16 protein-coding genes are annotated in these 12783 nt (G+C 43.0%); all 16 read left to right on the top strand.

What is annotated here, in order from left to right; genetic code table 11:
- The first annotated feature begins 2 nt into the window (after positions 1–2).
- The 16 genes from PGY05_RS15300 to PGY05_RS15225 all read left to right on the top strand — a co-directional run bounded on the left by PGY05_RS15300 (position 3) and on the right by PGY05_RS15225 (position 12633).
- Positions 3–809 (top strand): PcfB family protein, encoded by an 807-nt coding sequence (locus PGY05_RS15300; RefSeq protein WP_117657598.1) that lies wholly within the window; start codon positions 3–5, stop codon positions 807–809.
- Between the two features lie 5 nt (positions 810–814).
- Positions 815–1801 (top strand): ArdC family protein, encoded by a 987-nt coding sequence (locus tag PGY05_RS15295; RefSeq protein ID WP_055172977.1) that lies wholly within the window; start codon positions 815–817, stop codon positions 1799–1801.
- A gap of 83 nt (positions 1802–1884) precedes the next feature.
- Positions 1885–2196: a hypothetical protein gene (locus PGY05_RS15290; protein ID WP_004614509.1), complete on the top strand. Its 312-nt coding sequence runs from the start codon at positions 1885–1887 to the stop codon at positions 2194–2196.
- Between the two features lie 40 nt (positions 2197–2236).
- Complete coding sequence (locus PGY05_RS15285) at positions 2237–2491, top strand: DUF4314 domain-containing protein (protein WP_080543130.1); 255 nt, start codon at positions 2237–2239, stop codon at positions 2489–2491.
- Positions 2492–2514: 23 nt separating this feature from the next.
- A complete protein-coding gene (locus tag PGY05_RS15280; protein ID WP_154301185.1) occupies positions 2515–4239 on the top strand; it encodes a VirD4-like conjugal transfer protein, CD1115 family in 1725 nt (574 codons plus the stop codon).
- A gap of 87 nt (positions 4240–4326) precedes the next feature.
- On the top strand, positions 4327–4644 hold the full coding sequence (locus PGY05_RS15275; protein ID WP_006426976.1) for a hypothetical protein: 318 nt from the start codon (positions 4327–4329) through the stop codon (positions 4642–4644).
- An 87-nt stretch (positions 4645–4731) separates the two neighbouring features.
- Positions 4732–5574, top strand: a complete 843-nt coding sequence (locus tag PGY05_RS15270; protein ID WP_181973738.1) for a hypothetical protein — start codon at positions 4732–4734, stop codon at positions 5572–5574.
- Between the two features lie 4 nt (positions 5575–5578).
- Positions 5579–6010 carry a DUF4313 domain-containing protein gene (locus PGY05_RS15265; protein ID WP_117657601.1) on the top strand — a complete coding sequence of 144 codons (432 nt, stop codon included), beginning with the start codon at positions 5579–5581 and terminating at the stop codon, positions 6008–6010.
- A gap of 3 nt (positions 6011–6013) precedes the next feature.
- A complete protein-coding gene (locus PGY05_RS15260) occupies positions 6014–6454 on the top strand; it encodes a PrgI family protein (protein WP_015513337.1) in 441 nt (146 codons plus the stop codon).
- Entirely contained in the window at positions 6447–8777 is a 2331-nt protein-coding gene (locus PGY05_RS15255; RefSeq protein ID WP_229027113.1) for a VirB4-like conjugal transfer ATPase, CD1110 family, read from the top strand. The genes PGY05_RS15260 and PGY05_RS15255 overlap by 8 nt, the downstream gene beginning before the upstream one ends.
- The gene (locus tag PGY05_RS15250; protein ID WP_151165045.1) at positions 8777–9127 is read left to right on the top strand and encodes a hypothetical protein; all 351 of its coding nucleotides are present in this window, start codon (positions 8777–8779) and stop codon (positions 9125–9127) included. Before PGY05_RS15255 ends, PGY05_RS15250 begins: the two co-directional genes overlap by 1 nt.
- Positions 9128–9156: 29 nt before the next feature.
- A complete protein-coding gene (locus PGY05_RS15245; RefSeq protein WP_270248136.1) occupies positions 9157–10848 on the top strand; it encodes a lysozyme family protein in 1692 nt (563 codons plus the stop codon).
- A 92-nt stretch (positions 10849–10940) separates the two neighbouring features.
- Positions 10941–11282, top strand: a complete 342-nt coding sequence (locus tag PGY05_RS15240) for an MmcQ/YjbR family DNA-binding protein (RefSeq protein ID WP_004614498.1) — start codon at positions 10941–10943, stop codon at positions 11280–11282.
- A 75-nt stretch (positions 11283–11357) separates the two neighbouring features.
- Entirely contained in the window at positions 11358–11738 is a 381-nt protein-coding gene (locus tag PGY05_RS15235) for a hypothetical protein (protein ID WP_004614497.1), read from the top strand.
- A 216-nt stretch (positions 11739–11954) separates the two neighbouring features.
- Positions 11955–12371, top strand: a complete 417-nt coding sequence (locus tag PGY05_RS15230) for a YjdF family protein (protein ID WP_270213565.1) — start codon at positions 11955–11957, stop codon at positions 12369–12371.
- Positions 12372–12426: 55 nt separating this feature from the next.
- Entirely contained in the window at positions 12427–12633 is a 207-nt protein-coding gene (locus PGY05_RS15225; RefSeq protein ID WP_270248134.1) for a DUF6440 family protein, read from the top strand.
- The last annotated feature ends 150 nt before the right edge of the window (positions 12634–12783 follow it).

Raw genomic sequence — 12783 nt, 5'->3', positions numbered from 1 at the left:
GTATGAATTACGGAGCAGAACCGGCAGATCAGGTGGTGCGGTACAGTCTGGAAGGAATGGAATACTCTTTGAAGATTACCGGAAATGTGGCAAAGCATGTGGCAATCTTTATTGTGGCCGCCCTGAAAGATCAGAAAAAGACAAGAGGGAAAACAAGGCTTACCAGAATGTTAAAGGAACAGCGCCCGATGAAATTTTTTACCGTTCCGGGTGACCGCTTAAAAGAATTTGCGAAAGAAGCCAAAGCGAGAGGTATCTTATATGTTGTCATCAAAGATAAGGTGAATCCGGATCAGACAGAGGTCATGGTATTTGCAGATGATGCAGCAAAGATGAACCGGGTATTAGACCGGATGAATCTGGATTTTGTAAAAGCAGAATCAGGCTCTATGGTTACAGAAGCAGTGGAAAAAGAGAATGCACCGGAAAAGGCAGAGAACCAGATGGAAAAAGAAACCGGGGAGAATGTACGGACAGAGACCGTTGTCCTGCCGGAAGGCAAGATAGAATTTGAACTGGATGATGCGGAAGAAATGTTCCAGATCGGGGATGAGGCTTTCCCGGAAGGAAATTTTACACATGCGCAGGAGGGGAAAGCAAAGAATCCGTCCGAACCTTTCTCGCGCAACAAAAATATTTCTTCCGGTCGGGAAACTAGCTGGGAAGAAAAGAATGAAAAACCATCTGTGCGGAAAGAACTCGGAGATATCCGTAAGGAACAGGAAGAGAAACGTAAGAGGCCGGACAGACGGAAAAATGCCAGAGAGAGCAGGAAGAAACGTAAGAATATGAAAATGAAAGGCAGGTAATGTATATGGATTTAACAGATATGATTTCAGGTGGAACGGAAGAACAGCAGATTCCTGAACAGAAATTGACCAAGGAAGAATATGCAGCCAAGAAGCAGCAGGAAAGAGAAGAGGTATGGGCTGAAGTAGATTCACAGGCACAGGGAGTTTTTCAGGATGGAGAAAAACTGAAAGGCTTTCTGGATTTTATGGCAGAGTGTAATACACAGAGAACTCCGAATCTGCTTTTGATTTACGGACAGCATCCAGATTTTAAGGTAGTAAGGTCTTATGAACGCTGGAGAGAAGAACACCGTTCAGTAAAAGCAGGGGAGCATGGCATTACTTATATGATTTCCACTGAATACGAAAAAGACGGTGAAATGCGGAGAGGGTATACGATCGGAAAAGGATTTGACATCAGTCAGATGTCAGGAAAGCCATTGGAAGAACGCCCTCAGCGAAGTCTGACAGAACTGATAGGAACTGTCTTAAAAGACCAGTCGGTACGTGTGCAGATTGAGGATGATCTGCCAGACAAAGTGCAGGCCCAGTACAATCCGAGATACCGTACCATTTATATCCGCAACGGAATGAGTGAAGTAACGACATTCCATGCACTGAACAGAGAACTGGCGTGTGCAGCACTGGACCAGCATACCGGAACCTACAGCCGACAGAAAGTCAGTGCACAGGCTTATTGTGCAGCCTATGTGATTGCGAAACGTTATGGTGTGGATGTTACCGGATTCAATCTGGAGTATATTGCACAGAGGAATGAATGCGGAAAGAAAGATCCGCAGGAACTGAGAGACTTTTTAAATGATGTCCGTCAGGCTTCCTACAGTATACGAAACCATATCGAACGCAATTTTGGTGCAAAGGAACAGGAGTATATAACCGATGAGTTCGCAATCGGAGACCCTGTAAAAATACCGGAAACCAAGGATGAAAAACCATCTGAAAAAGCATCCGGAAAAGAGAAAAAAGCAAAGAGCCAGCCGGAACGATAAAAGTGAAAAAGTTGGACGGTTGGAGTAGCTATTACGGAGGTCTTGTGATATGGTTGGTGTAACAAAAAAAGGAGGTCAGCCAGATGACAAAATACTATTTGAAGATGGATAACATTATGAAAAATATGTTCGTGGTGGCACTGAATGATGAGCTGCAGGCACAGAGTGAGCAGGATGAATGTTTGGAAGAAACGAAAGCTCTTCTGAAAAAAGTAAGTGAATACGACCTCGCCCAGAAACGGCTGCAGATTACAGCCGGGGAACAAAGGCAGATCCGTAAGGCACTGAACAGGCTTAGAAGTAAATATCTTGCAGCCGGAAGATATAGTGATGGAATAGATAAAATCATTATTCAGGTTGCAAAACCGAATACCACCAGACACATGTTCTGGTAGAGAAAGGAGTGGTTGATTGGTCATTTATTCAAGAGAAAAAGTGGCAAGACTTAGAGAACAGTATCCGGCAGGAACAAGAATCTGTCTGAATTCGATGGACGGAGAAGCGGGTATGCCGCAGGGACTGGAAGGAACTGTGCAGTATGTGGATGATGCAGGCCAGCTCGGTGTTAAGTGGGACAACGGCAGAAGTCTCTCACTGATACCGGGGGTGGATTCCTTTCATAAGAAAGAAGGACAGGGACATCCAGAAGAAAAGCCACGCAAGAAAAGAGAATCTGACTTGCAGAGATAAGTACAAAAAAGCAGGACTGGGTTCTGTATCTTGTCTTTCTGCCATTTGTCTGGTGGGCGGCAGCGATTACCGCTTGTGCCATTACACCGGATAAGAATTTTATTCAAATCTTAGAAACGCTGAGCGAAAAACTCGAACAGCCGTTTTTTATCACGTATACACCGTATACGTTCAAATGTATTCTGATATTCACAGCAGCCTATTTCTTAGGCATTGGTATTTATGAATCCCAAAAAAGAAATTATAGAAGAGGCGTGGAACATGGTTCCGCAAAATGGGGCAACGTGTCCGAAATCTGCAGACGTTACTGCGAAAAGCAGTACACGAATAATCTGCTTCTGACACAGCATTTCCGCATGGGACTGGATGGATATAAGCATAAACGAAATTTAAATGTGCTGGTAGTCGGAGGTTCCGGGGCAGGAAAGAGCCGGACCTATGCGATTCCGAACATCATGCAGTGCAACTGCTCGATGGTGATCACAGATCCGAAAGCGGAACTTCTGCGCAAAACAGGAGGTGTTCTGGAACGGAATGGATATGAAGTCCGGGTTTTTGATTTGATCAATCCGGAGACTTCCTGGTGTTATAACCCGTTTGCGTATGTCCGGGATGATAAGGATGTACTGAAGCTGATCAATAACCTGATCCGCAACACAACACCGAAGGGAGCGCAGAGCTCAGACCCGTTTTGGGAGAAGTCCGAGACTGCACTTTTACAGGCACTTATGCTGTATTTGCTGCATGAAGCTCCACCAGAAGAACAGAACTTCCCGATGATCATGGAAATGCTTGGCAGTGCACAGGTCAAAGAAGATGATGAGGATTACCAGTCACCATTGGACATTTTGTTTGAAAGACTGGAAATGCGGGACCCAGAGAGTATTGCGGTCAAGCAGTATGCCATTTATAAGCAGGCGGCCGGCAAGACTGCGAAATCTATTTTGATTTCTGTTGGTGTCCGTCTGGCAGCGTTCAATCTGAAACAGATCGCCAATCTGACCTGTACAGACGAACTGGACTTATACAGTATCGGGGAGAAAAAAGTGGCACTGTTTTGCTGTATTCCAGATGCGGACACCAGTATGAATTATCTGGTCGGCATGATTTACAGCAATCTGTTTCAGACACTGTATTATGTGGCAGACCGGAAGTACGGAGGAAGGCTTCCGATTCCGGTACACTGCATTATGGATGAATGGCCAAACGTAGCATTGCCGGATGACTTTGACAAGATTCTGGCAACCATGCGTTCCAGAGGGATTTCCTGCAGTATCATCATCCAGAACATTGCACAGATGAAAGCCTTGTTTAAAGACTCGTATGAGAGCCTGATCGGTAACTGCGATGAATTTTTATATTTGGGTGGAAATGAAAAAGAAGGACATAAGTATGTCTCGGAATTATTGGGAAAAGAGACATTGGATACCAATACCTACGGACAGACAAAAGGGCGTAGCGGTAGCTATTCGGTGAATTATCAGCAGACTGGAAGGGAACTTTTAACACCGGATGAAATACGGCTTTTAGATAACCGCAAAGCGATTTTGTTTATTCGTGGGGAGCGTCCAATCATGGACGATAAATATGATTTAAAAAAGCATGTGAATTTCAGATACACAGAGGACGGTGGTGCATCGCCTTATGATTATGCGAAAACACCACTGGCTCACGACGACCTAAAGATTGACATTAACAGATTAGACGACTACGAACTGCTGTCTACCGAGGACATCCTTGGTGAATAGCAGTTTTTTGATGGATTGGAGTGATGTGTATTGAAGAAACTTCTCACAGGAGAAAAAAATAGAACAAAAAAGAATACAACTGAAAAAATGACAACCCCGATGCCGATGGGGAGAAAACAGAAAAAGTGGATGAGCCTTTACATGGCGCTGGTACTGACCGTAACGGTTGGAGCAACGACCGCATTCGCAGCCGGAGATCCGTTGTCCGTTATCAATAACTTGTCTACATTTATTTTTTCTCTGATTCGTGCGATCGGTTTGATTTTGCTTGGATTTGGTGTTGTGCAGGTTGGTCTGTCTTTAAAAAGCCATGATCCAAGCCAGAGGGCAAATGGATTTCTGACACTGGCCGGAGGAGTAATTATTACGTTTGCCAAAGAAATCCTCGATTTGATTATGGCGTAAGCCTCTTTGAAAAAATATATCAGGAAACAGCAGGAGTGCCGGAAGGTACTCCTGTATTCAAAAATATGTTCAGGGAGGTGAGAATATTTGAGTGACAACTGGATTGTACAGAATCTAAACTCAGCACTATCCACATGGAGTGAAAAGATGGCAGAACTGTGGACGCTGCTGACTGAAAATCCGGCAACTTTTAAGGGTGGCGGCATCTGGCGGATTATGACAAATATCAATGATGCACTGACAGCCATTGCCTATGGATTACTGGTGTTATTTTTTGCAGCCGGAATCATAAAAACGTGTGGCAGTTTTACAGATCTGAAAAAGCCGGAACATGTGCTAAAAGCATTTATCCGGTTTGCTCTTGCTCAGGGAGCAATCACATACGGAATGGAACTTATGCAGGCACTGTTTTCCATCGTGCAGGGAATCGTGACAGCCGTAATGAGCGGCTCCAGTATGGCAGGAAGCGTGACGGAACTGCCAACGGAGATTGTAGATAAGATTGAGAGCGTGGGAATGCTGGAATCCATTCCGTTGTGGATTGTCACACTGCTTGGCAGTCTGCTGATTACTGTATTGTCATTTGTGATGATTCTGACAGTGTATGGCAGAATGTTCAAAATCTATATGTATACGGCAATTGCCCCGATTCCGATTTCCTCGTTTGCAGGAGAACCCACGCAGTCCATCGGAAAGAATTTTATCCGTTCATATATAGGCGTATGTCTGGAAGGGGCAATTATTGCACTGGCGTGTATTATCTTTTCTGCTTATGCGGCAAGCCCTCCGGCTGTCGGAGATACAGAGCTGAGTGCAGTTACAATCGTGTGGAACTATGTGGGAGAACTGGTATTTAATTTACTGGTGTTGGTTGGAGCAATTAAGGCATCTGACCGTATTGTCAGAGAAATGATGGGACTTGGAGGTTAAAAATATGGATACAAAGAAAACATTAAGATATAACTGGGAATTCGGATGTGAGACAGTAGCGATACGAGTGAGCTCTTATCGGAACAATGGAAATTTATATGTAGGACTCTGCCATAAGGAAGGGAGAGAATGGGAAGATTTTGGAGATGTAACCATTAATCTGCCCTATCAGTTCTTAGAGCCAAATGAGGCTTTTATAACAGGAGATTTTACCAAGGATATGCTTCATTTTATCAAGGAACATAAACTTGGAAAAGTGTTGAATGAAACAGGAAGATCAGGATATGCAACCTATCAGAAGGTAGCGTTTGATCTAGCAAGACTTGCGGAATTTGATCCGGAAGGCGTTGCAGAACATTGTAGATTTGCCGGGATAGAAGTACCGAAAGAAAAACCACAGAAAACGAAGAAACAAAACAGGGGAGAGGAACGATAATTTATGGAAGTAAAGATGAACAAAGAAATCAGGGACTATCAGGAATCCATGTTTATGGGACTGGACCTGAGACAATGTGTGTGTTCTGTTCTTGCGATTCTTACAGCAGTCGGAATTTACTTTGGAATGCGTGATATTACCGGACAGGAAATAACCGGATGGCTGTGTGTGCTTGGTGCTGCTCCATTTGCTGCCTGTGGCTTTTTCAAATATCATGGTATGACAGCCGAACAGTTTTTATGGGCAGTGATCAAATCCGAATTGCTGTATCCGAAGAAACTGGTGTTTCAGTCGGAAGATATCTACTACTCCTGCATGCAGGAGACCATCTCGCTGGGAGAAAAGAATCAAAAGGATGGAGCAGAAATCATAAAAGAGCGGGAGCAAAAAGCAGAAGCAAAACAGAGAAAGAAACGCAAGGGAAGGAGTGATGCCTTTGATTAAAACCTTAAGTCAGGCACTTCGGATGGATAAGGAACGCTTCAAAGTTCCGAAATCCGTCCAACAGGCAATTCCCATCCAGCGAATCTGGCCGGATGGAATTTTTCAACAGGGAACGAAATTCTCAAAAACATATCGTTTTACAGATATCAACTATTATATTGCGAGTAAGGACAATAAGACAGAAATGTTTCTGGATTATTCCGAACTCTTAAATTCACTGGATTCCGGCATTTCTGCCAAAATTACCATCAATAACCGGAGAATCAATAAAGAAGAATTCGAAAAGTCTATTCTGCTTCCAATGAAGGAAGATGGACTGGACCACTATCGGGAAGAATACAACGAAATGCTCCTGTCTAAGATTACAGGAACAAACAACAGCATCTATCAGGAACGGTATCTGACCGTCAGTGTACATAAAAGATCGATTGATGATGCAAGAACCTATTTTGCACGTATCGGAACAGACATCGTAACACATCTGGCAAAGTTATCGTCCACAGCAGAAGGACTGGACGCAGAGAGCCGGCTCCAGATTTTCAGGGATTTCTTCAAGGGAGATGTCCCACAGGCATTCCCATTTGATCTGAAACAATTTGCCAAGAAGGGAACAAGTTTCAAGGACTGGATGTGTCCGGATTCTATGGAATTTGAACGTGACCATTTTAAAATCGGTGACAGGTACGGAAGAGTCCTGTATATGCAGGATTATGCAAGTTATGTCAAAGATGACATGATTTCAGAACTGTGTGACTTCAGCCGGAATCTGATGTTGTCGATTGATATCCTGCCAGTCCCTACGGATGAAGCGGTAAGGGAAATCCAGAACCGACTGCTTGGTGTGGAAACTAACGTGACCAACTGGCAGAGAAGGCAGAACGCTAATAATAACTTCTCGGCAATCGTACCATACGATATGGAACTTCAGAGAAAAGAAACCAAGGAAATGCTCGATGATCTGACAACCAGAGACCAGCGTATGATGTTCGGGATTTTGACAATGGTACATCTGGCAGACAGCAAAAAGCAACTGGATTCCGATACGGAACTGATTCTGTCAATCGCAAGAAAGCATCTGTGTCAGATGGCAACATTAAAGTGGCAGCAAGTGGACGGACTCAATACAGTGCTTCCTTATGGACTGCGAAAGATCAATGCCCTGCGTACACTGACAACGGAATCAACGGCTGTTTTAATCCCGTTCCATACACAGGAAATCCTGCAGCCGGGAGGTATCTATTATGGGCAGAATGCAGTCAGCAAGAACCTTCTGGTAGCCGACCGGAAGAAACTGATGAATGGAAACAGTTTCCGGTTGGGTGTCAGTGGATCAGGAAAGAGCTTTTCAGCAAAAGAAGAGATTGTGCATCTGGCATTGAGTACCGATGACGATATCCTGATTCTTGATCCGGAGTCCGAATTCACAAAATTAGTAGAGGCCTTGGGTGGACAGGTTGTAAAAGTATCTGCGACATCAGACAATCACTTGAATGCAATGGATATGGACGCAGCCTACGGAAATGAAAAGAATCCACTGATTGAAAAATCGGAGTTTATTCTGTCTGTATTTGAACAGTTGGTTGGAGCAGGAAACCTGTCGGCAAAAGAAAAGTCGATTCTGGACCGCTGTGCTGCAGATGTGTACCGGGATTATATCCGAAGTGGTTATACAGGGGAAGTTCCGACACTGAAAGATATGTACCGACAGTTGATGTTGCAGCCGGAAGAAGAGGCAAGAGGACTGGCATTATCATCTGAACTTTTTATCAATGGAAGCCTGAACACCTTTGCACAGCCGACCAATGTGAATAAGAAGAACAGGATCATGGATTATGATATCCGGGAACTGGGGGAACAGCTTATGCCACTGGGAATGCTGGTTACCTTAGACAGTATTTTCAACAGGGTAATTCAGAACTGGAAAGAAGGAAAAACGACATGGATATTTGCCGATGAGTTCTATCTGTTATTCCGCTATGAATACAGTGCAAATTTCTTCTACCGACTGTACAAGAGAATCAGAAAATACAATGGATTCGTGACAGGTTTAACCCAAAATGTTGAGGAACTTCTGAAATCGGACACTGCAAGACTGATGTTGGCAAACAGTGAGTTTTTGATTCTTTTGAATCAGGCAAGTACAGACAGGGAAGAATTGGCAGCTCTTTTGAATATTTCCGAAAACCAACTGTCCTATATTACAAATGTATCGGTTGGCAGTGGTCTGATCCGTTGCTCTGGAAATATCGTACCATTTGAGAATACGTTCCCAAAGAATACAGACCTTTATAAACTAATGACAACAAAACCGGGAGAATCATAATGAAGAAAAAAGAAGAAGTAACGATAACTTTTTATGCTGCAGAGTGCGGTGAGTTCCATGATTTAGGAGAATATACAAAATGCAGAACGCTGGAAGAGGCATATAAAAAGTACCAGAAGTATTGTAGAACATCTGCCAATATGTGTCCGGCTATTGAGTTTTCTATCCATGATCCAGAATCAATTTATTCAGACATGGAATATCCATTACCGTTGTCATCAAAAGACAGGGGTGATTTGGAGCTTGTGCCATATTACAACGAGCATCCACTGGTAAATGAAGCAATCAGACAGTTGGAGCAGTTGCAGAAACAGCAGGAAAAAAAGAAACATCGGGATGTTGCCCGATGAGATAAGAGATACGGAAAGAGGGTGACCGGATGAGAGATATCAAGGAACGGGTAATGGATAAGAATCCGAAGATTCGAAATCCGGCTACCCGGCTTCCGAAAGAACTGGTTCGCTCAGCGGTTCTGGAAGCAAAAGAAAAGCCAAGGGAACTACATGAGAAAAGCAGTGGGCAGTCAGACTCCCCAACACAATATGGAACTGAAAAAATAGAATCCGTACAGTACAGGGCGGCGAGTGTGGCGGGAAGAACTATAGGAAAAACCACATATCAAGGTGGAAAAAAACTTGCCGGAGTGACCTACAGGAAGATAAAGGAAAGAAAAAGCAGACAGGAAGAAGCGAAAGCCGCTGAAGAAGCAATGGAGCAGGGGGCAGAAAGTGGAAAAAAATTAATCAAGCTGAAACCGGAGCAGGCGGCACTTGCCAAGGAGAATGGTAAACGGCAGGTGAAAGCAGCACCGAGAGTGGTAAAAGTATCCGGTCTGTCTCAGGAGAAAATAAAGACACAGGCATCCATGCAGAAACAGCAGGTGGAAAAGAGCATTCAGGCGATGCAGAAAGCAAGAGTAGTCCAGATGGCAAGAAAATCAGCACAGGCATCGGCAGAAAGTGGAAAAGCAGTCTTTCAGGTAACTGGAAAGGGTTCAAAGTTATCCGTACAGGGAATTACAGCAGCGATTCAAAAAGGGGTAGTAGCTCTTGAAAAAATGGGGAAATGGATTGCTGCCGGAGGCGGTGCATTTCTTCTGGTATTCATTTTGATTGTGGGAATCATTGCAGGAGCAGCCTTCAGCAGTAGTTCGGAAAGTTCCGAATCTCTAAGTGATGAGGTGCTGGCTTATACTTCGGTGATACAGCAGTATGCATCCCAATATGGTATCCCAGAATATGTATCTGCGATTCAGGCCATCATGATGCAGGAATCTGGAGGCAGGGGAACAGACCCGATGCAGTGTTCGGAAAGTCCGTATAATACAAGATTCTCACACAGTCCCGGTTCTATTACCGATCCGGATTATTCGATAGAGGTGGGAGTGCAGACCTTTGCAGATTGTATCAGTCAGGCAGGATGCAGCAGCCCACAGGATATGGATAAGTTAAAACTTGCATGGCAGGGATATAACTATGGAAACGGATACATAGGATGGGCGCTGCAAAGAGGCGGATACACAGAAGCTAATGCTTTACAATTTTCACAGGAGCAGGCAGCTTCACATGGATGGAGCAGTTACGGAGATCCCGAATACGTTCCCCATGTGATGCGGTATTATTCCGGTGGCAGCCTGTTTGCTGGTTTGTTTGGAAATCAGCAGATCGTATCGGTTGCGATGGGGCAGCTTGGAAACAGTGGCGGTCAGAAGTTCTGGAGCTGGTATGGATTTGACAGCCGGGTAGAATGGTGTGCCTGTTTTGTGAGCTGGTGTGCAGATCAAAGCGGTCTGATAACAAGTGGGAATGTTCCAAAGTTCTCATTGTGCCGTGATGGAGTGTCCTGGTTTCAGGGAAAGAATAAGTGGCAGAGTGGCGGAACAACCCCGACAGCCGGAATGATCATTTTTTTTGACTGGGATCATGATGGAAACTCGGACCATGTAGGAATCGTAGAGAAATGTGAAGGTGGAAGAGTCTACACAGTGGAAGGAAACTCCAGTGATCAGGTACGGCAGAGAAACTATGCGATGGATTATGCCTCCATCATGGGATATGGGGTGATAAATTGATGGAATTGGAGAGATAAAAAATTATACTTGTAATCTGGGGAAAATTGCGACAAAATAAAGAGAAGAACTAGTGAAAAAGAAGGAATCCTCTCATGAATCAACAAGAAATATTTGAATACATCAAAAAGCAATATCCAGCCACCCCGGAGAGAATCACACAAAATGGAAAGCAGATCACAATCTTTAAAAACCAGAGAAATAACATTCCCTATGCTATTTTTTATCAATCAGACGAATCTGTAATGTCAATCATGGAAGTTCAGGCAGAGTCAGATATGATAAGCAATTATATCGAAATGTATCACCTTGCTCCGGCAAAGTACATGAATCAGAAACACTGGCTGGCAGTTCCAATGGATGGAACTGTCAGAGATTCGAAAGTTTTAGATATGCTTGATATGGGCTACGATATCGTTGATGAACAGGAAAAATGACAGAGAAACAAGAAATGGACAGTCGAATAGAAGAAATAAAGTGGGATGATAAATCGTGATTTAGGAGTGATATAAATGATTAAAGATTTAATGTATATTGAACTAAAAACAGGATATTCTGATGATGGTCCAGCATGGATTGGATATGTGAAAACTTCAAAAACCAAGAAAACCATTTACTTTAATGACCATGCTTTTCAAAAATATAATGGTGGTTATTCTAACTATGTAGATATTGAAAACGGCGATGAATATTGGATTTCTGGCTTGAAAAAGAGAGAGAGCAATCGTCATTGGGCCGGTCATGGGAAAATTATGATTGACCGCAGAGCTGTTAATGAATATCTTACTCTGATTGGAGAGAAAGAATTACCCCTAAATTTGTTTGAAATAATTGACATTGAAGACAGATTTCCAGTTGAAAGAGTAAATAATCTTTTGAACGACAAAGAATAAAATTTCAGTTGTCTTAATTGGATAAATCGTTGTTTGACATTCTAAGTTAATCGCGCCATATGGCTTGATTATAAATACAAAGATAAAAACGCAATGTACATTCAGCAATGTACTAGAGCTGGTAGGTAGCCCAGCCGTCCTATGTAAATAGGGTAAGTAACCTGCCCCTCCGGGTTGTCCATTCTTTGTTCAACAATTATTTTGGGAGGGATTCTTATGGACAAAGTAAATGGAAAACTGACGGTGTATTTTGAAGAACCATTCTGGATAGGCGTATTTGAGCGTATCGAGGACGGTAAGTTGTCTGTAGCAAAAGTAACCTTTGGTGCAGAGCCAAAAGATTATGAGGTGCAGGAATATATCCAAAAACATTATGCCAGTTTGAAATTCAGTCCGGCTGTTGATGCTGTTGTAAAGAATATAAAGAGAAATCCAAAAAGGATGCAGCGTGAAGCGAGAAGGCAAATGCAGGAAACCGGTATTGGAACAAAATCGCAGCGAGCATTGAAATTACAACAGGAACAGAATAAACAGGAATGTAAGATCAGAAGCAGAGAGAAAAAAGAAGCGGAAGAACTGCGAATGTTTGAAATGAAACAGCAAAAGAAAAGAGAAAAGCATAAGGGGCATTAGCCCCTTGCTGGACTCGTTCAAATCGAAAATTAACACTTAACGAGGAGAAATAAACATGGCAAAGAAAGAAGAAAGATTTGAAGTTATATTTAGAGATGGAAGTTCGCTTAAGGATGATGGGGTTCGCCAAATTCTTGTAGATAAGGAGACTGGTGTTAATTATCTTTGTTGGAAATCTGGATACGGGGCTGGTATTACACCTCTTCTGGATTCTGAAGGAAAAGTCATAGTTACAAAGTCAAATTCCAGTTTGCAGAACTGACCCCAAAAAGCTCGAAGGAGCTCTTTTTCCTTTTTTATAATAGTATCATTATGGTATAATAGAGACATTAAAATCGGGAGTTATGGAGGTAAAAAATGTATTTCACAGACGAAAAAGACTATATTATGCGAATGATAAAAGAAATGGTAA

This window comes from Coprococcus sp. AF51-11b1, assembly GCF_027682785.1.
In the GTDB taxonomy this organism is placed as follows: Bacteria; Bacillota; Clostridia; order Lachnospirales; family Lachnospiraceae; genus Allocoprococcus; species Allocoprococcus comes.
The sequence above is the reverse complement of the archived record's forward strand: the minus strand, read 5'-3'. Positions and strand labels throughout refer to the sequence as shown.